The organism is Pseudomonas yamanorum, assembly GCF_900105735.1.
Lineage (GTDB): Bacteria > Pseudomonadota > Gammaproteobacteria > Pseudomonadales > Pseudomonadaceae > Aquipseudomonas > Aquipseudomonas yamanorum.
In genome coordinates, this window is record NZ_LT629793.1 from 708,566 (window position 1) to 726,231 (window position 17,666).

The 17,666-nt window shown below is 57.8% G+C and carries 23 protein-coding genes and 1 tRNA gene; 17 read left to right on the forward strand and 7 right to left on the reverse strand.

Features of this window, described 5'->3' with window-relative positions; all coding sequences use genetic code 11:
- The first annotated feature begins 50 nt into the window (after nt 1-50).
- Complete coding sequence (xylG, locus tag BLU46_RS03455; protein WP_093198619.1) at nt 51-1,610, forward strand: D-xylose ABC transporter ATP-binding protein; 1,560 nt, start codon at nt 51-53, stop codon at nt 1,608-1,610.
- Nucleotides 1,611-2,747, forward strand: a complete 1,137-nt coding sequence (locus BLU46_RS03460; protein ID WP_063031366.1) for a sugar ABC transporter permease — start codon at nt 1,611-1,613, stop codon at nt 2,745-2,747.
- Between the two features lie 13 nt (nt 2,748-2,760).
- Here the strand turns inward: BLU46_RS03460 and BLU46_RS03465 are convergent, their stop codons facing one another.
- A complete protein-coding gene (locus tag BLU46_RS03465; protein ID WP_093198624.1) occupies nt 2,761-3,510 on the reverse strand; it encodes a hypothetical protein in 750 nt (249 codons plus the stop codon).
- Between the two features lie 190 nt (nt 3,511-3,700).
- Here BLU46_RS03465 and BLU46_RS03470 point away from each other — a divergent pair, with 190 nt between their 5' ends.
- Nucleotides 3,701-4,261 carry a fasciclin domain-containing protein gene (locus tag BLU46_RS03470; RefSeq protein WP_093198628.1) on the forward strand — a complete coding sequence of 187 codons (561 nt, stop codon included), beginning with the start codon at nt 3,701-3,703 and terminating at the stop codon, nt 4,259-4,261.
- 56 nt (nt 4,262-4,317) lie between these two features.
- Here BLU46_RS03470 and BLU46_RS33145 read toward each other — a convergent pair whose 3' ends face one another.
- Complete coding sequence (locus BLU46_RS33145) at nt 4,318-4,515, reverse strand: hypothetical protein (protein WP_063031373.1); 198 nt, start codon at nt 4,513-4,515, stop codon at nt 4,318-4,320.
- 203 nt (nt 4,516-4,718) lie between these two features.
- Between BLU46_RS33145 and BLU46_RS03480 the strand changes: the two genes are divergently transcribed.
- From BLU46_RS03480 to BLU46_RS03500, 5 genes are all read left to right on the forward strand, one after another.
- Entirely contained in the window at nt 4,719-5,051 is a 333-nt protein-coding gene (locus BLU46_RS03480; protein WP_093198633.1) for a hypothetical protein, read from the forward strand.
- Between the two features lie 87 nt (nt 5,052-5,138).
- On the forward strand, nt 5,139-5,441 hold the full coding sequence (locus BLU46_RS03485) for an ArsR/SmtB family transcription factor (protein WP_017477097.1): 303 nt from the start codon (nt 5,139-5,141) through the stop codon (nt 5,439-5,441).
- A 61-nt stretch (nt 5,442-5,502) separates the two neighbouring features.
- Nucleotides 5,503-6,495: a zinc-dependent alcohol dehydrogenase family protein gene (locus tag BLU46_RS03490; protein ID WP_093198637.1), complete on the forward strand. Its 993-nt coding sequence runs from the start codon at nt 5,503-5,505 to the stop codon at nt 6,493-6,495.
- Between the two features lie 40 nt (nt 6,496-6,535).
- Nucleotides 6,536-6,790 (forward strand): hypothetical protein, encoded by a 255-nt coding sequence (locus tag BLU46_RS03495; RefSeq protein ID WP_017477095.1) that lies wholly within the window; start codon nt 6,536-6,538, stop codon nt 6,788-6,790.
- A 234-nt stretch (nt 6,791-7,024) separates the two neighbouring features.
- Nucleotides 7,025-8,353 carry an OprD family porin gene (locus BLU46_RS03500; RefSeq protein WP_063031379.1) on the forward strand — a complete coding sequence of 443 codons (1,329 nt, stop codon included), beginning with the start codon at nt 7,025-7,027 and terminating at the stop codon, nt 8,351-8,353.
- Nucleotides 8,354-8,665: 312 nt separating this feature from the next.
- Here BLU46_RS03500 and BLU46_RS03510 read toward each other — a convergent pair whose 3' ends face one another.
- On the reverse strand, nt 8,666-9,121 hold the full coding sequence (locus BLU46_RS03510; RefSeq protein ID WP_093198641.1) for a hypothetical protein: 456 nt from the start codon (nt 9,119-9,121) through the stop codon (nt 8,666-8,668).
- Nucleotides 9,122-9,323: 202 nt separating this feature from the next.
- Here BLU46_RS03510 and BLU46_RS03515 point away from each other — a divergent pair, with 202 nt between their 5' ends.
- The gene (locus BLU46_RS03515) at nt 9,324-9,737 is read left to right on the forward strand and encodes a hypothetical protein (protein ID WP_063031383.1); all 414 of its coding nucleotides are present in this window, start codon (nt 9,324-9,326) and stop codon (nt 9,735-9,737) included.
- A 367-nt stretch (nt 9,738-10,104) separates the two neighbouring features.
- Here BLU46_RS03515 and BLU46_RS03520 read toward each other — a convergent pair whose 3' ends face one another.
- The 3 genes from BLU46_RS03520 to BLU46_RS03530 form a co-directional block, all read right to left on the reverse strand.
- Nucleotides 10,105-10,479: a hypothetical protein gene (locus BLU46_RS03520; RefSeq protein WP_093198650.1), complete on the reverse strand. Its 375-nt coding sequence runs from the start codon at nt 10,477-10,479 to the stop codon at nt 10,105-10,107.
- A complete protein-coding gene (locus tag BLU46_RS03525) occupies nt 10,476-10,811 on the reverse strand; it encodes a hypothetical protein (RefSeq protein ID WP_093198654.1) in 336 nt (111 codons plus the stop codon). The genes BLU46_RS03520 and BLU46_RS03525 overlap by 4 nt, the downstream gene beginning before the upstream one ends.
- Nucleotides 10,812-10,957: 146 nt before the next feature.
- Nucleotides 10,958-11,416 (reverse strand): Hsp20 family protein, encoded by a 459-nt coding sequence (locus tag BLU46_RS03530; protein ID WP_093198659.1) that lies wholly within the window; start codon nt 11,414-11,416, stop codon nt 10,958-10,960.
- Between the two features lie 513 nt (nt 11,417-11,929).
- On the opposite strand from BLU46_RS03530, the gene BLU46_RS03535 reads away from it, so the two are divergent.
- Nucleotides 11,930-12,841 carry a bifunctional GNAT family N-acetyltransferase/nucleoside diphosphate kinase regulator gene (locus BLU46_RS03535; RefSeq protein ID WP_093210101.1) on the forward strand — a complete coding sequence of 304 codons (912 nt, stop codon included), beginning with the start codon at nt 11,930-11,932 and terminating at the stop codon, nt 12,839-12,841.
- Between the two features lie 249 nt (nt 12,842-13,090).
- Here BLU46_RS03535 and BLU46_RS03540 read toward each other — a convergent pair.
- Nucleotides 13,091-13,181 (reverse strand) — tRNA-Ser (locus BLU46_RS03540).
- Nucleotides 13,182-13,333: 152 nt separating this feature from the next.
- Between BLU46_RS03540 and BLU46_RS03545 the strand changes: the two genes are divergently transcribed.
- From BLU46_RS03545 to BLU46_RS03575, 7 genes are all read left to right on the forward strand, one after another.
- Nucleotides 13,334-14,005 (forward strand): Bax inhibitor-1/YccA family protein, encoded by a 672-nt coding sequence (locus BLU46_RS03545; RefSeq protein ID WP_003219636.1) that lies wholly within the window; start codon nt 13,334-13,336, stop codon nt 14,003-14,005.
- An 89-nt stretch (nt 14,006-14,094) separates the two neighbouring features.
- Nucleotides 14,095-14,487 (forward strand): sulfurtransferase complex subunit TusD, encoded by a 393-nt coding sequence (gene tusD, locus BLU46_RS03550; RefSeq protein ID WP_017479530.1) that lies wholly within the window; start codon nt 14,095-14,097, stop codon nt 14,485-14,487.
- 1 nt (nt 14,488) lies between these two features.
- On the forward strand, nt 14,489-14,839 hold the full coding sequence (tusC, locus tag BLU46_RS03555) for a sulfurtransferase complex subunit TusC (protein WP_017479529.1): 351 nt from the start codon (nt 14,489-14,491) through the stop codon (nt 14,837-14,839).
- Nucleotides 14,839-15,132 (forward strand): sulfurtransferase complex subunit TusB, encoded by a 294-nt coding sequence (gene tusB / locus BLU46_RS03560; protein ID WP_093198663.1) that lies wholly within the window; start codon nt 14,839-14,841, stop codon nt 15,130-15,132. Before tusC ends, tusB begins: the two co-directional genes overlap by 1 nt.
- Nucleotides 15,129-15,464: a TusE/DsrC/DsvC family sulfur relay protein gene (locus BLU46_RS03565; RefSeq protein ID WP_093198666.1), complete on the forward strand. Its 336-nt coding sequence runs from the start codon at nt 15,129-15,131 to the stop codon at nt 15,462-15,464. The genes tusB and BLU46_RS03565 overlap by 4 nt, the downstream gene beginning before the upstream one ends.
- Entirely contained in the window at nt 15,461-16,462 is a 1,002-nt protein-coding gene (locus BLU46_RS03570) for a glycosyl transferase family protein (protein WP_063031395.1), read from the forward strand. Before BLU46_RS03565 ends, BLU46_RS03570 begins: the two co-directional genes overlap by 4 nt.
- An 88-nt stretch (nt 16,463-16,550) precedes the next feature.
- Nucleotides 16,551-17,546, forward strand: coding sequence for a glutathione S-transferase family protein (locus BLU46_RS03575; protein ID WP_063031397.1), 996 nt, complete (start codon nt 16,551-16,553; stop codon nt 17,544-17,546).
- The last annotated feature ends 120 nt before the right edge of the window (nt 17,547-17,666 follow it).

A 17,666-nucleotide genomic window follows, 5' to 3' on the forward strand; every position in this document is an offset into this window, starting at 1 on the left:
GGGTGGCTTGAGGCCGCTCCTGCCTTTTCGCTGTGGAATGAGTGCCCGCCATGTCCGATTACTTGCTGGAAATGAACAACATCGTCAAAACCTTCGGTGGCGTCAAAGCCCTGAATGGCATCGACATCAAGGTAAAGCCCGGGGAGTGCGTGGGGTTGTGCGGCGAGAACGGCGCCGGCAAATCGACCCTGATGAAGGTGTTGTCGGCGGTGTACCCCCATGGCACCTGGGACGGTGAAATCATCTGGGACGGCCAGCCGCTGCGCGCCCATTCCATCGCCGAAACCGAAGCCTGCGGCATCGTGATCATCCACCAGGAACTGACCCTGGTACCCGACCTCTCGGTGGCCGAAAACATCTTCATGGGCCACGAGCTGACACTGCCTGGCGGGCGCATGAACTACCCCGCCATGATGCACCGCGCCGAAGGCCTGATGCGCGAGCTGAAAGTGCCGGACATCAACGTCGCCCTGCCGGTTTCTCAGTACGGCGGCGGCTACCAGCAACTGGTGGAAATCGCCAAAGCCCTGAACAAGCAGGCGCGCCTGCTGATCCTCGACGAACCCTCCTCGGCGCTGACCCGCTCGGAAATCGAGGTGCTGCTGGACATCATCCGTGGGCTCAAGGCCAAGGGTGTCGCCTGCGTGTACATCTCCCACAAGCTCGATGAGGTCTCGGCCATCTGCGACACCATCGCGGTGATCCGCGACGGCAAGCACATCGCGACCACGGCCATGGCCGACATGGACGTGTCGCGCATCATCACGCAGATGGTGGGCCGTGAGATGAGCAACCTCTACCCCACCGAACCCCACGCCGTCGGCGAGGTGCTGTTCGAGGCGCGCCACATCACCTGCTACGACGTCGACAACCCGAGCCGCAAACGCGTGGACGATGTCTCGTTCAGCCTGCGCCGTGGCGAAATCCTCGGTATCGCCGGGCTGGTGGGCGCGGGCCGTACGGAGCTGGTGTCGGCGCTGTTCGGCAGTTACCCCGGGCGCTACGAAGGCGAGGTGTGGCTGGACGGCAAACCCATCGATACGCGCACGCCGCTGAAGTCGATACGCGCCGGGCTGTGCATGGTTCCGGAAGACCGCAAACGCCAAGGCATCGTGCCGGACCTGGGCGTTGGGCAAAACATCACCCTGGCGGTGCTCGACAGTTTCTCGCACCTGACGCGCATCGATGCCGAGGCGGAACTGGGCAGCGTAGAGCAGGAAATCAAACGCATGCACCTGAAGACAGCGAACCCGTTCCTGCCGATCACCAGCCTTTCCGGTGGCAACCAGCAGAAAGCCGTCCTGGCCAAGATGCTCCTGGCCAAACCCCGGGTGCTGATCCTCGACGAACCGACCCGTGGCGTGGACGTGGGCGCCAAATATGAGATCTATAAATTGATGGGCGCACTGGCGGCCGAAGGCGTGTCGATCATCATGGTGTCGTCGGAGCTGGCCGAGGTGCTGGGGGTGTCCGACCGGGTGTTGGTGATCGGCGAAGGCCAACTGCGCGGGGACTTCATCAACCAGGGCCTGACCCAGGAACAGGTACTCGCCGCCGCCCTCAGCCAACCGAACGGGCATGACAATAATAATGATCGGAAGTCCGCGTAAATGAACCAGGTCAAACAGCTCTTCACCCGCTACAAAATGCTCGCCCTGTTGATCGCCGTGGTGCTGATCTGGGTGTTTTTCAGCTGGCAGACCGAAGGCGGTTTCCTGACCCCGCGCAACCTGTCGAACCTGCTGCGGCAGATGTCCATCACCGGCATTCTGGCGTGCGGCATGGTGCTGGTGATCATCAGCGGCGAGATCGACCTGTCGGTGGGCTCGATGCTCGGTTTGCTCGGCGGCGTCGCGGCGATCCTGGATGTGGTTTATCACATTCCGCTGCCGCTGAACCTGGCCATTGTCGCCCTCTGCGGCTTGTTGATTGGCCTGGGCAACGGCTACATGACCGCGTACCTGCGCATCCCCTCCTTCATCGTCGGCCTGGGCGGCATGCTCGCGTTTCGCGGGGTGCTGCTGGGCATTACCGGAGGTACCACGATTGCGCCGGTGTCGGCGGAGCTGGTGTACATCGGGCAGGGCTACCTGCCGACGGTGGTGGGTGTGATCCTCGGCGTGTTGCTGTTCGGGCTGACGGTATTCCTGACCTGGCGCCAACGCCACAACCGCGCCCTGCACGGCTTGGCACTGCCGTCGATGCTGCGGGACAGCGTGCGCGTGGTGTTGATCGGCTTCGTGCTGGCCGGCTTCGTCTACACCCTCAACAGCTACGACGGCATTCCCGTGCCGGTGCTGCTGCTTTTGGTGCTGCTGGGGGTGTTCAGCTACGTCACCAGCCAGACCGTTTTTGGCCGGCGCATCTACTCGGTGGGCAGCAACATGGAAGCCACGCGCCTGTCGGGGATCAACGTGCAGGCGGTCAAGCTGTGGATCTTCGGGATCATGGGCGTGATGTGCGCCCTCGCCGGGCTGGTCAACACCGCGCGCCTGGCGGCCGGTTCACCCTCGGCGGGCAACATGGGCGAACTGGATGCCATCGCGGCGTGCTTTATTGGCGGCACCTCGATGCGAGGCGGTTCGGGCACGGTGTACGGCGCCCTGCTCGGTGCGCTGGTGATCAGCAGCCTGGACAACGGCATGTCGATGCTGGATGTGGACAGCTACTGGCAGATGATCGTCAAGGGCAGCATCCTGGTGCTGGCGGTGTGGGTGGACGTGAGTACGCGGACGGGACGGCGCTGAGGGCGCCAGCCGGTTACTGCACCGGCAGGAAATTCATCAGCAGCAGGCTTTGCGCATAGTTGAGACCGATGCGTCGGTAGCGTTCGTCGAGCATCTGGGTCAACAGGTCGAGGCGCGCGACGATCTTGCCGAATTCGACGGCGAAACTGAGGTTGCTACCCGCCTCCGAGATCTCATTGGAGAACAGCAACAGCGAGCCATTGGCATCCTGGCGCTGACTGAGCAGCCAGGTGGCCTTCTCGATATTGCGCGCGGCATTGCTGACGAACTGAGGGTTGATCGAGTCCGTTATATAAAACTCGGTGCGCCCGCCGTGTGCCGTCACCAGCATGCTGCCGATCGCGTAGATGAAGGCGCCCACCCGGTCGCCGCGGAACTCCGGGCTCAGGGAGTAGCTCAACGCCGCCAGGTCGCGACGATCCCCCAGGGCGGGCAGCGGTTGGCGAAGTTCGATGGCCTGGCGGATTTGCCGGGCGGCGGTTACAGCGTCTGCGTAACCCGATTGACGCCACTGGTTAGGGTTGCGCAGGTAGAGCTTGCTCATCAGCAAATACAGGCTTTGCAGGTTGTCGCGCATGCTCAGGGTGGCCATGCGATCGACGCTGGTCTGGAAGAACTCGTCGGGCTTGCCGTTGCTGAACTGCTGGGCAATATCGCGCCCCTGCTGCTGGCTGCAACCGCTGGCGCAAAGCATCAAAACCGCAGCCAGCCACAGCGGCTGACGCATCCATCGGGTGATAAAAACAGGTAACGTGCGATCCATCGGCACCAGGTCTGGGTCTTCTGTCCACGCCGGAAATTAGTGTGGTCGGGACAGAGATAGATCGGAAGAATGGGAAAAAGTGCGGCACGGGCCGCAAACGAATAATTTTTCGAGGCATGCATCCACTTTGGTCCTTGGTACGTAGATTCAATACCCTCAACCGGGGGAACAAGAACCAAGGAGATACATCATGCACGCCATCTACAAAAAAATTGCTGCCGTCGCCTGCTTCACGATCCTCTCCATCACAACCACCCTCAGCGTTGCCGCCGACACCGTGATGGTGGGCGGCGCGGCGATGTATCCGACGAAAACCATCGTCGAAAATGCCGTCAACTCAAAGGATCACACCACTCTGGTAGCGGCGGTCAAGGCAGCCGGACTGGTTGATACCCTTAACAGCAAAGGCCCGTTCACCGTATTCGCACCGACCAACGAAGCCTTCGCCAAGCTCCCCGCAGGCACCGTGGATACGCTGGTGAAACCTGAGCACAAAGCCGACCTGACGAAAATCCTGACCTATCACGTGGTGCCTGGCACCCATACCTCTGCGCAACTGATGGCCGACGCCAAGAAGAACGGCGGCATGGTGATGTTGAAAACCGTGCAGGGTGAGTCGCTGACGATCAAGCTGCACGACGGCAAGCTGTGGGTGGTGGATGCCAAGAGTGGCAAGGCCAGCATCAGCATTGCGGATGTGATGCAGTCCAACGGCGTGATTCATGTGGTTGATTCGGTGCTGATGCCGTAATCGCCGCTCGACACCGAAAAGCCCGGCGCATTGCGCGTCGGGCTTGTTCGGATGCGTCAGTTGTCGGGGTGTTCACTCGCGACAGAATCAGCGGCGTCTACGTCCGACATATCCTCCTCCAGAGGGGCGTCATCGTCCGGTGGTAGAGGCACTTCAGGTTGATCGCGCCGAGGGTCATGCCCGGTTTCATTGTCTGTACCACGGGTTACGCCCTGTTGGGATACGTTTCCAGGGGCCTTCTCGTCAATTTCCATGCTGGCTCTCCGTTCTGGCGCGCGGGATGTCCGTGCTTGAACATGAGAAACGGTGCGTGGTCGCGAGTGCCGGGGGATAGACGAACGGTGGGGGTAATTTCTGCTTGAAAGGGGACGAATGCTCGCTCGTACAGGACTTGAAAGGGTGACGGGTTGCCGGTATTTATGTGCGCCTCAAGCAAGCAAGGAAGGGCTGACTCGCGATGCTCACGCAAACGTCAATGGCTGCAATGGCGCTGATTTTTATCTGCGCTCCCGTAGCCGCCGATACCTATTCGGATCTCAACACCCCTGACAAATCGGGCTTCATGTGGGGACAGGTTTATCAGCGCACTAAAACAGCTTGCGGCACCCTGCCCCAGGATCTTGAAGACGACTACGCCAAAGCGATTCGACTCCTTTCAGAGTCCTCTGCGGAGTTTGGCCCAACCTATCAAGATGGCCTGAAGCCTAGCGTGAAGAAAGACCCTCCAAGGTCCGCCGAGGAACGGAGGATTTGTGTCTCAAAGGTCAGTCAAGTCTCAGAAACCAGGTAAAGCTCGCCAGGTATTGGTTTACGGCGAAATGGTAGCAATGGCAGAGACGCACATTGACATATCGGTAATTCTCGATATGATCGCGCCATGGACTTACTCGAAATATTCAAAGCACTCTCAAACCAGACACGCCTCGAAATCCTGAAAGGTTTGAAAGATCCCGAAAAGAACTTCCCGCCTCAAGATGAAGGTGACGTTCACACGGTGGGTGTGTGTGTCAGCAGCATCCAAGAAGGTATCGGACTCTCGCAATCGACGGTGTCCGGTTACCTTGCAACCCTGCAGCGAGTGGGCCTGGTGGAAGTCCGGCGTATCGGCCAGTGGACCTACTACAAGCGCAATGAAGCAACCATCAGGATGCTTGCCGAGGTTATGGGGAAAGAGCTGTAAATTTTTGCCCCACAATATCTAGATTTCGCGATATCCCTTTTTATCGAAATAAGGAAATACAGTGAAAGCGTTGATACTCAATTCATTTGGCGGCCCGGAATCGTTCGAACTGTGCGACGTGCCCAAGCCAGTGCCACACGCAGGACAAGTCCTGGTGCGCGTACACGCAACCTCCATCAACCCTCTGGATTATCAGGTCCGGCGTGGCGACTATTCCGGCTTGGTGCCGTTACCAGCCATTACCGGGCATGACGTATCGGGTGTTGTTGAAGAAGTCGGGCCGGGGGTTACGACCTTCGCGCCAGGCGACGAAGTCTGGTATACCCCGCAAATTTTCGAAGGCCCGGGCAGTTATGCCGAGTACCACGTGGCGCACGAAAGCATTATCGGGAAGAAGCCCTCTTCGCTGAGTCATCTTGAAGCAGCAAGCCTGAGCCTGGTCGGCGGCACAGCCTGGGAAGCGCTGGTGGTGCGTGGGGCGCTCAAAGTGGGAGAAAGCATTCTGGTGCACGGCGGCGCAGGAGGCGTCGGCCATGTGGCGATCCAGCTGGCAAAAGCCATGGGCGCCAAGGTGTTCACAACGGTGCGCGAAGCGAACGCTGAGTTCGCACGAAGCATGGGCGCCGATGTGATCATCGACTACGAAAAGGAGGATTATGTCGACGTCATCCAGCGAGAAACGGCTGGTCGTGGAGTCGATGTCGTGTTCGATACCATCGGCGGCAACACGTTGTCGCGCAGCCCGGACGCGCTTGCGCAGCTGGGGCGCGTGGTCTCGATTGTGGACATTGCACACCCGCAAAACCTGGTTCAGGCTTGGGGCAAGAACGCGAGTTATCACTTCGTTTTCACACGACAGAACCGCGGCAAACTGGATGAAATGAGCGCACTGATAGCCAACGGTAAACTGCGCCCACATCTTGGCGCGGTCTATTCGCTTGCCGACATCCCACTCGCCCATTCCCGGCTGGAGAGCCCTAACAACGGCACCCAAGGGAAAATCGCGATTGCCGTGTCTTCCGAGTTACAGGAGGATTGGCGCAACGGTGCTTGAGCTGAACGCACTGAACCACTTCTTTGGAGAGCACGGGTAAATGGCAGAACTGATGGAAATGCTCGACGGCCCAAGGACCGCACAGCAGGAGCTGTTCTACGACCTCGAAGATGCGATGGCTGTTATCGCCTGGTCGGTCAATGAGCTGGCCAGTATCGCCGGGGTCGCCAAATCACCCGACGAAGCTGTCGCTCTGATGAAGATGGGCGCCCTGCTCGCTGCTCAGCAGGAAAAGCTCAGCGGGTACGCGGATGAGGTGAAGGCGGGAAGGATTGTGCGTGGGGAGGATCAATAGTGGTCAATACGCTACGCCCCCAACATTCTTTCACATCCCTTTCACAGTTGAGCGCTTATGGTTACCCCAGCTCCTAAGTGAACACCTTTAAGCCCGCACTCCCCATCGCGGGCTTTTCTTTGCCTGGAATTCAGTAAAAGGGGATATCAAAACCTTCATCCAGTTTCATTTGTTGATGGCCTGGGCTGTCGCCTTAATGCTCCAACACGAACGCGTGCACAGGAGCAAAAAATAATGAAAAAACGTCAACCGTTACTTCAGCTTAATACCTTGGCCGTGGCGCTGGCATTTGCCTTGCCGGCCATGAGCTATGCCAGCGACCAGTCCGACTCCAAGGGCTTTGTCGCCGACAGCAGCTTGAATATCCTCAACCGCAACCTGTTCTGGAACCAGAACGGCAACGGTGCCCACACCCGTGACTGGAGCCAGGCGCTGATGGCGACCTACAGCTCGGGCTTCACTCAAGGCACCGTTGGCATCGGCATTGATGCGTTTGCCGACTTGGCGTTGCGCATCGACGGGGACACCGATCGTGCCGGTGGCCCGAACATTCCGTCCGACGCCAATGGCAATCCGGATCACGGCTTCGCGAAGGCTGGTGGTGACGTCAAGTTCCGCATTTCCAATACCACGCTCAAGGTCGGCGACTTGCAGCCTACATCGCCGGTGTTCGCCACCGCCGATAACTACCTGATGCCCCAGACCGCAACAGGCTTCCAGATCGACAGTCATGAAATCTCCGGCCTGAACCTGGAGGCCGGCCATTACACCTCCGGCACCGGGACCACCACCACCTCGCGCAGCGGCGACATTCTCGCCAGCTATGCAGGCGTGGCTGCGTCGTCGGCCAGCTTCGCGGGGGGCAAATACCAGTTCAGCAAGGAATTCACCGCGTCGCTGTACGGGGCGCACCTGGAAGACGTGTGGAATCAGTACTACGTCAACTTGAACCTTGTTCATCCACTGACCGATGACCAATCCGTCGCGCTGGACTTCAACCTCTATCGCACACTGGACGACGGCAGCGCCAAGGCCGGGACCATCGACACCACCGCAGCCTCGCTGGCGGCTGCCTACACCCTGGGCGCGCAGACGTTCACCCTGGCCGGACAGAAAGTTCATGGTGACGAGCCGTTCGACTATGTCGGCTTTGGGGAGACCAATGCCGGTGTCGGTGCCGGCCGCTACGGCAACTCGATCAACCTGGCTGACTCGGTGCAATACTCCGACTTCAACGGACCGGGCGAGCGGTCCTGGCAGATGCGCTATGACCTGGACATGAGCACCTTTGGCGCCCCCGGCCTGAGCTTCATGGCCCGTCATATTCGCGGTGCTGGCATCGACGGTACGCATACCCCCGGCAATTCGGCCTACACCGGTTTCTATGGTGCCAACGACCAGGAACACGAAACCGACGCCGAAGTGAAATACGTGGTGCAGAGTGGCCCGGCCAAGAAGCTGTCCTTCCGCCTGCGGGAAGCTTGGCACGATGGTGATGCGTCCACCGGGGGGCATCTGGTGCAGACGCGGCTGATTACCGAGTATCCGTTGAATATCTTCTAACGGGCAGGCGTGCCCGGTGAATGAATCAACCGGGCACTCCGTACGCGGCCTGCGTCCCGAACGCTCTTAGTAGGCCGTCGGGATGAAAGAAAAGCTGCTGCCATGTTGAGAAATTCTACGGCGAACCAGATTACCCGGTTTCACATCAATTTCTGACTCGATGATTCTTGACGTACCAGAGATCGTGTATTTCGAAACGCCAAGGATATGCTTGCCAGGGGTCAACCCAAACCTGGCCACCTCCCCTGGGTGAAACTCGGGCCTCTTCAATCGTAGAGCCCGCCAAGCGCGGGCTTCTTTGTGACATCTTAACTACTGGGGTGCGCTTGGTGATGGTTCTAACGAGGCTTGAGGTAATGCAACAGCCGACAGATTTCCTGTAGCGTCTTCAGGCAGCGTATACATGGCACCTGTCAGCGGATCTACGATCAGCATGCCGATCAAACCGCCAATCAACAAATTTCCCCAGTACCAGCCGCTAACGGTAGATTTCAGAGGAACAGTCGTCTCTGTGTATCCGTCCTTCTGGAAGGTCACTGTATAGCTCTGGCTTTTAAAGTAGCCTCTGCTCGTCTCCAAAAGCGCCGTGCCTGGAGTGACGCCCTTCAGCAGTACGCTTCCCTTGCTGTCCTTGATGACATAGTTGGCATTTGTCGGCAGGCTGTACAGCCCAACCTTTGGCTTGCTATCGCTCACGATGCTTGCGCAGCCGCCCAAGACTGTTATTGCTGTAAGCAGCGTGGCGCCCGCCACCTTCCCCATCTTCATACCATCACTCCGTTGCGCCTTCATTGGCATGGCTGACGCTCAGCCGGCGCGCATTGTAGCGAAATGATGGCATTTGGACATCTTCAGCAAAAAGAGCTTTACGGAATCTGGTTTTTTGTGCGACCTACCGAGCCGCTCTGCCCCCAATGGTGGCGGTACGCCACGAATGGTAAAGTGCGGCATCAGCCAGAGAGGGAACCTCATGCTTAAGAAACTGCTTGTGGCCTGCGCCGCCTCGCTTCTTCTCACCGGGTGCGTCAAACCCACTCCAGAGCAGCTTGAAAACCCGGACTACGGCCCGTATCCCTTCGAATATGAACGCACGATCAAGGCGTATATGGCGCGGACTCAGCCGGATCCCGACTCAACAAAGTATCAGTTTCTGGGTGACCCTATTCCGATGTGGAACGGAATCTTTGGGCTTCGATTCGGGTATGGGATATGTCTCATCATGAATGCAAAGAATATTTACGGTGGCTATTCAGGGCAGGAGCTGTGGTTTTTCATGCTGCGCGGAGACCAAGTAATGGAGACCAATAGCGCTCGTGTGGGTGGCAACCCAAAAGCATTTGCTCGGCTAAAGTGCGAGAAAGTAGGCTTCAATGTAGGTGGCTGAACCAGGTCGTCTACAAACGTCCGGTGCGGAGCTGAGTTGTCATTTATCTCTTGTCTTCAAGCATAACGAAAACCACCTTTTTTCAAATTCGCTTACTGCTCTTTTTGGGTTTTCTTCAGTACGGAAAGATGTGCTGTACGCATCTTTAATGATCTGCGCCCCTAGCGCATGAAGACCGAGTTTTCCTGTGGTGACCACGGTGATGCGGGATGACGTATTCGCCGTCTTGCTTTGAAATGCGTGAGCTCGTCACTCGGTACTGGTTTCGCATCTCACGCAGACATTGGCGAAGTCGCACACCCCGCCAGCGCAACCAACGCCAGCGCCCCTATGAACGGTTTCATTTCGTTCCTACGCATTGAACACCTTAAAGGCAGTTACGCACTGCCGCTTCAATTGCTGTCCGCCCAACGCCTGGCATCCAAGCGACTCGCTGATAAAAAGCCACGGCACTTCCAGCTGGTGTTTTCTTGATTTCCAGTAGTTCGTCCGTCAGCTGCATCGCGCCGATCACAAGGCGGTAACCGTTCTCGGTTTCCGACATCGTCGCCTCAGACCTTGCGTCCTGCCATTGAGGGAATACGCACAGGGCATACTTCTTCGGATCTTTTTTCGTTGTAGCACTGATGGTTGGTGTGTTGGTACGCAGGTCACTCGGTGACACGCACCCCGCCAGCAGAGCTACCAAAGAGTAAAAGACCGCAATCAGGCTTAATTTTCGTAATACGATTAGAGCTGTCATTTACTTCTTACCTTCACGCATAACGAAAACCACTTTTCTTTAAATTCGCTTACCGCTCTTTTTCGGTCTTCTTCAGTACGGAATGCCGATGTGCTGTACGCATCCTTGACAATCACTGCCCCTAGCGAAGCAAGATCGGGTTCTCCTCCTGAGATGACCTTCATCATCTCGGCCATAGGCATTTCGTCCTGACGACTCTTCATGATTGATCCGGCCATGTCAGAAAGAGTTTTACAGTAGCTGAGAGTCTCATCGGATGGCTTCGCCGCCAACGCCACATTGGTAGACAGTGTCAGCACAGCCAATGTCATCCCTGCCATCAAAATCCGCATGTCGTTCCCTCTTTGGTTTGGCGGGACTGTAGCATTATGAAACCACTCCAGAACGCCGAAATGCCCGGAATGGGGCCAAGTCTTCGTTCTGATTCCACAAATACAAAAAAGGCGCTACCAAGAGCGCCTTTTTTGCTACCGCTGACTTATTGCAAACTAACCTGACGCAGTTCGGGCTCTTTCACGCTGCCAATCGTGATGCGCTTGGGCTTGGCCTCCTCAGGAACCACGCGCAGCAAGTCGATGCTTAACAGCCCGTTGTTCATCGAAGCACCGCGCACCTCGATGTGATCTGCCAGCCGGAACGACAACCGAAATGCTCGTTGCGCGATGCCCTGGTGCAGATAAGTGACTGCTTTCTCGGTTTCGCGCTTGTCGCCCACGACTGTCAAAACGTCCTTCTCGACCTGAATATCCAGATCCGCTTCAGTAAGCCCGGCGACTGCAATGACAATGCGATATTCGTCATCACCGTGCTTTTCCACATTGTGAGGCGGATAAGTATTCGGAGCCTCGCTGCGAAGCGCCGACTCAAACAGGTCATTGAAGCGATCGAAGCCCACGGATTGACGGAACAAAGGGGCCAACGAAAGGGTAGTAGCCATCTCAAAATCTCCTGATTAAATCCAAGTGATTAAGTGCGCGACCCGCATTCGGCGTCGCGTGATGAAAACTTATGTTCGCCGGAAAAATTTTCAAGAGGGCAGATAAAAAATTTTACATTTGAGTGCCAGCCGGGAACGGTTGCTGGCCTGTCACTGGATCAAGCGACTCAGCAACCGTTGAAAAGCCGCCAGCCTGGATGACAGCGGCGGATCATACTGGCTTCCTGTTCGAGGAATTTTGAGGCTCGCACAGCGACGAGATGCGAAAAAATTCGGCCCGAAGCACAAGCCAGTGATGAATCCGATTCTGGCCCGCCCTCAGGCTGCGATGCGTAGTCAGCCCACCTTTCTCTTGAGTGCTTGCCTGGGTCGGGTTCAGCAAGCGGTGGCTTCTTGGAACTCTCTGGCATGTTCGCCATTACTCGCGGTATGTCTTAAAATATCCGGTTGCTGAAGAACCGCCATGACATATCCATGAAGGGCTTCAATCCTTTACAAATAAGTGTGGTTAAGATGAACAAGCCTTTCATTTCGCTGTGCCCTGAAATTACTCGGGCGCACGCGCTAACGTTGGTGGATTGGTTAGAGGATGAACGCATCACCTGCTATCTGAGCGATTCGCGTCATGTCTCCCGCTCCATTGAGCAAGTCATTGATCGGACTCAGTTGCCGATCCTGACTCATCTATTCAACCGGGGCGGCAGATTCTTTATGGCCTATGACCGGCATGACGCCCCGGTGGGCTTTGTCCGTCTCATTAAGACAGGTTCAAATTGCGAGATAGTCCTGGTCATCGGAGACAGCGACAAATGGGGCCGAAACCTAGGCGCCCGCACGATCCGCGAAGGCATGAAACTGGCCTTCCTCGACATGCGGGCCGAGAAGCTCATCGCCAAGATCCACCCGGACAACTCGCGCTCGCTGAAAGCCTTTCTGCGCAGCGGCTTTATGCTTGAGAGCGAAACGCCGACATTGAAGTCATTTTCCATGACGGCGGCGCGCTATTTCCAGTTCTTGCGCGAAGGCGCCGGTGGCGACTCCACCAGGATCTACATCACTGAAATCGACAAGGCCAGGCTCGAGGAACTAATCGCGTTCGAGCAAGGCCCGGCGGTTGTTGAACTCGAACATGAGCTCGAGCGAGCCATTGTCGTCAAGCCGCAGCAGGTGGCGCGTAATGTCATCACGATGAACTCCAGGGCGTTGCTGCAACTGGACGACGAAGAGTTCGAAGTGGCCTTGGTCTACCCTGAAGACGCGGACAGCAACGCAGGAAAGCATTCCGTGTATTCCGACATAGGCGCCGCCATCCTTGGCTATAAGGAGGGAGACGCCATCGACTGGCGAATTTCGGATCGGACCCGCCGGATTGAGATCAAGAAAGTGCTTTACCAGCCGGAGGCTGCGGGCGACTTCCACCTGTAATTGCGCCTTTTCTCAGTAACGAATCACGCCAGCCGGCTTGGGCGCCTGACTTATCCAGCGTGAACTGATAACCGAGACGGTTTATCGGCGCGTGGGTGAGATCGTGAAACCTACCCGTTGACTCCCACTTTTTGCAGAATTGCGGAAACTGCCTGAAATGATGCGGAAACGATTAGATGTTTCACTGCCAATATTCCTGAACCCCAAAAACGCAAAAGCCCCGCAATAGCGGGGCTCTTGAGTAAATCTTGGCGGGAAACCAGGGATTCGAACCCTGGGAACGCTATTAACGTTCGCCGGTTTTCAAGACCGGTGCATTCAACCACTCTGCCAATTTCCCTTGTGCAACACAGGATTAGCGTAGCCCATCCTGTCTCAGCGGGCGCCATAATACCCGAATGAAACACACTGTCAAACTCTCGCCATAGCTTGTTACAGAGCGTCTGTTATGATCCTTGCGACTGAATGTTTCAAAACTGAAGGAGTGTCGACATGCGCGAACAAAATTACGCAGTGAATGGAAACGCGCAGGCTGAGCAGCTAGAAGTTAGCCGCGTCCTGCGCAATACATACGGCTTGCTCGCTCTCACCCTCGCTTTCAGCGGCGTGATGGCCTTCGTAGCCCAGCAAATGCGCGTCGGCTACCCGAATATCTTCGTCGTGTTGATCGGCTTCTATGGTCTGTTCTTCCTGACCAACAAGCTGCGCGACTCGGCCTGGGGCCTGGTGTCGGCGTTTGCCTTGACCGGTTTCATGGGCTTTATCCTCGGCCCGATCCTTAACCGTTACCTCGGCATGGCCGGCGGCGCGGAAGTGGTCAGCTCGGCATTTGCCATGACTGCCCTGGTATTTGGCGGCCTGTCGGCTTACGTGCTGATCTCCCGCAAGGACATGAGCTTCCTGGGTGGTTTCATCACCGCCGGTTTCTTCGTGTTGCTGGCTGCCGTGCTGGCAGGCATGTTCTTCCAGATCAGCGGCCTGCAACTGGCGATCAGCGCCGGTTTCGTGCTGTTCTCCTCGGCGTGCATCCTGTTCCAGACCAGCGCGATCATCCAGGGTGGCGAGCGTAACTACATCATGGCCACCATCAGCCTGTATGTATCGATCTACAACCTGTTTATCAGCCTGTTGCAGATCTTCGGCATCATGGGCCGCGACGACTGATCGCAGCCACATGCAAAAAGCCCGCTTCGGCGGGCTTTTTGTTGTCTGCGGCTTTATCATTGCCACAGGTTTTGCCTTCAGAGTGTTCCATGAAGTTCGCGATTGCGCTTTTTTCCGCCGCCCATGCGCCCTCCTCGCGCCGTGCCTTGCTGTTCGCCCAGGCAGCGCTGGCGGGCGGGCATGAAATTGTACGGCTGTTTTTTTATCAGGATGGCGTCTACAGCGCATCCACCAACATTGTTGCGCCGCAGGATGAGCAGGATATCGCCCGTCAGTGGCGCGAGTTTGTCAGCGAGCATCAGCTTGATGGCGTGGTGTGCATCGCCGCGGCCCTGCGCCGTGGGGTGCTGAATGCCGAAGAGGCCACCCGCTATCAACGCAGCGCGGTGAACCTGGAGGCGCCTTGGGCGTTATCCGGGCTTGGGCAACTGCATGACGCCGCCCAGGCCGCTGACCGTTTGATCTGCTTCGGAGGGCCGTGACATGTCGAAATCCTTGCTGGTGATCAGCCGACAGGCGCCGTGGTCCGGCCCCAGTGCCCGCGAAGCGCTGGATATCGTGTTGGCTGGCGGCGCGTTTGATTTGCCGATTGGCCTGTTGTTTCTGGACGACGGCGTGTTTCAACTGGCCGCAAGCCAGGACGCCAAGGCCGTGCAACAGAAAGACCTCAGCGCCAACCTCCAGGCCCTGGAGTTGTTTGGGGTTGAGGATGTGTTTGCCTGCAGCCATAGCCTCACCGAGCGTGGCCTGACCGCATCCGGCAACGCGCAGCCGCTGAGCAGCGAACAGATCTCACAGATGATTGACCGTTACGACCAGGTGATTACCCTCTGATGTCGACTTTGCATGTGGTCTCCCACTCCCCGTTTACCGATAGCCGGCTGGACAGCTGCCTGCGCCTCTGTGGCGCACAGGATGCAATCCTGCTGTGTGGCGACGGTGCCTACGCCTTGCAACCCGCCAGCGCACCCTGCCAGGCCCTGCAAGCCAAGGGCGTAAAGGTGTTTGTACTGGCCGAAGACAGACAGGCGCGCAGTCTCGCCGTGCCTGCCTGGGTCGCCAGCGTCGATTACCCGGCCTTCGTCCAGCTGTCGATCGATTACGACAAGGTCAACACCTGGCTATGAACACCCTGACCGTAGGCGAACGCACCCTCGAACTGGACAAGGACGGCTACCTCGTCGACTTGAACGCGTGGTCCAGCGACGTGGCCAACGCCCTCGCCACCTCAGAAGACTTGGCGCTGACCCCGGAACACTGGGAAATCCTCGAACTGCTGCGGGGCTTCTACAGCGAATTCCAGCTATCGCCCGCCACCCGGCCGCTGATCAAGTACACCGCCTTGAAGCTGGGCCCGGAAAAGGGCAACAGCCTGCACCTCAACCGACTGTTCAAAGGCACTCCCGCCAAACTCGCCGCCAAGCTGGCGGGCCTGCCCAGGCCGACGAATTGCTTATGACTGATTTTGCCCCGTTGATCACTGAAACCCCTGCCGAGCACCCGTTCGCGCCGTTCGTGCGCATCCTCGGCAAAGGCAAGCGCGGCGCCCGCAACCTCACCCGCGAGGAAGCCCGGGAAGCCATGGGCATGCTGCTGGACGAGAAGGTCGAAGACACCCAACTCGGCGCCTTCCTGATGCTGTTGCGGCACAAGGAAGAAAGCCCGGAAGAACTCGCCGGTTTCACCGAAGCCGTGCGCGAACGCTTGAATGCACCGTCACTCAATGTGGATGTCGACTGGCCTACCTACGCCGGTAAAAAACGCCACCTGCCGTGGTACCTGCTGGCAGCCAAGTGCCTGGCACAGAACGGCGTGCGCATCTTGATGCACGGCGGCGGCGCACATACCGCAGGTCGGCTCTACACCGAGCAATTGCTGGACGGCTTGCAGATTCCGCTGTGCCGGAATTGGCAACAGGTGGAAGCGGCCCTGGAACAGGGCAACCTGGCGTTTATTCCGCTGGGAGACTGGGCGCCACAGCTGCAGCGCATGATCGACCTGCGCAACACATTGGGCCTGCGTTCGCCGATCCACTCCCTGGCGCGCATCCTCAACCCGTTGAGCGCCCGCTGCGGCCTGCAAAGCATCTTCCACCCGGGCTACCAGGGCGTGCACCGCGATGCCAGTGGCTTGCTCGGTGACAACACCATCGTGGTCAAGGGTGACGGCGGCGAAATCGAGATCAACCCGGACACCATCAGCCACCTGTACGGCACCACCGGCGGCGAAAGCTGGGATGAAGAGTGGCCTGCCCTCTCCGCTCAGCGCCACGTCAAACCTGCCGCCCTGGAGCCCGAGCACCTCAAGGCGTTATGGCGCGGCGACGTGCAGGACAGCTACCCGCAACTGGCATTGATCGCCACCATGGCCCTGGCCTTGCGCGGCCTCGGTCACCCGCGGGAGCAAGCGTTTGAACTGGCCCAGCAATACTGGAACGCCCGGGACAAATCGATTTAGTCGATCATTAACCCCCAGCCTTTGCGCTTTTTGTTCGAACTCAGACCTTTAGACTGCACTCCTACGCTTATTAGCCAAGGAGTCAGTCATGGGTTTGCTGATCGAAGGACGCTGGCATGACCAGTGGTACGAAAGTAGCGCAGACGGCGCCTTCCAACGGGAGCAGGCGCAACGCCGTAACTGGGTGACCGCCGATGGCGAGCCCGGCCCGACCGGTGAAGGCGGTTTCGCGGCTGAAGCCGGTCGCTATCATCTGTACGTCTCCCTGGCCTGCCCCTGGGCACACCGCACATTGATCCTGCGCAAGCTAAAAGGCCTGGAAAGCCTGATCGATGTGTCCGTGGTCAGCTGGCTAATGCTCGAGAACGGCTGGACCTTCGACAAGGCCCACGGCTCCAGCGGCGACAGACTCGACGACTTCACCTACATGCACCAACGCTACACCGCCGACTCCGCCAACTACACCGGGCGCGTTACCGTCCCGGTGTTGTGGGACAGGAAGCTCAAGCGGATTGTCAGCAATGAATCGGCGGAGATTATTCGCATGTTCAACAGTGCGTTTAATGAACTGACCGGCAATCAACTGGACTTCTATCCCGAGGCCCAGCGTTCAACCATCGATGCACTGAACGACCGGATCTATCCCGCCGTGAACAACGGTGTATACCGCGCAGGTTTTGCCACGTCGCAAAAAGCGTATGAAGCGGCATTTGATGATGTGTTTGCCGAACTGGATCACCTTGAACAGCACTTGGGTAAGCATCGTTACTTGGCGGGGGAGTACCTGACTGAAGCCGATGTAAGGCTTTTCACCACGGCGATTCGGTTTGATGCGGTGTACTACAGCCACTTCAAATGCAACCTGCGACGGATTGCGGATTATCCGAACTTGTCGAACTGGCTAAGGGAGCTGTATCAGTGGCCGGGGATTGCCGAGACGGTGGATTTTGCCCACATCAAGGGGCATTACTACGCCAGTCACCGCACGATTAATCCGACGGGGATTGTGCCGAAGGGGCCGTTGCAGACGTTTGAGGCGGAGCATGATCGGGAGCGGTTGAGCGGGAAAGGGATTTGGAGTTGATCCAAGCCCTGTAGGAGCAAGCTTGCTCGCGAAGGCCGTCAACGATAACGCGCTCATGCTGAATGAGCGCGGTGACCTTGAGTTTTTCGCGAGCAAGCTCGCTCCTACAGTTGGAATGCG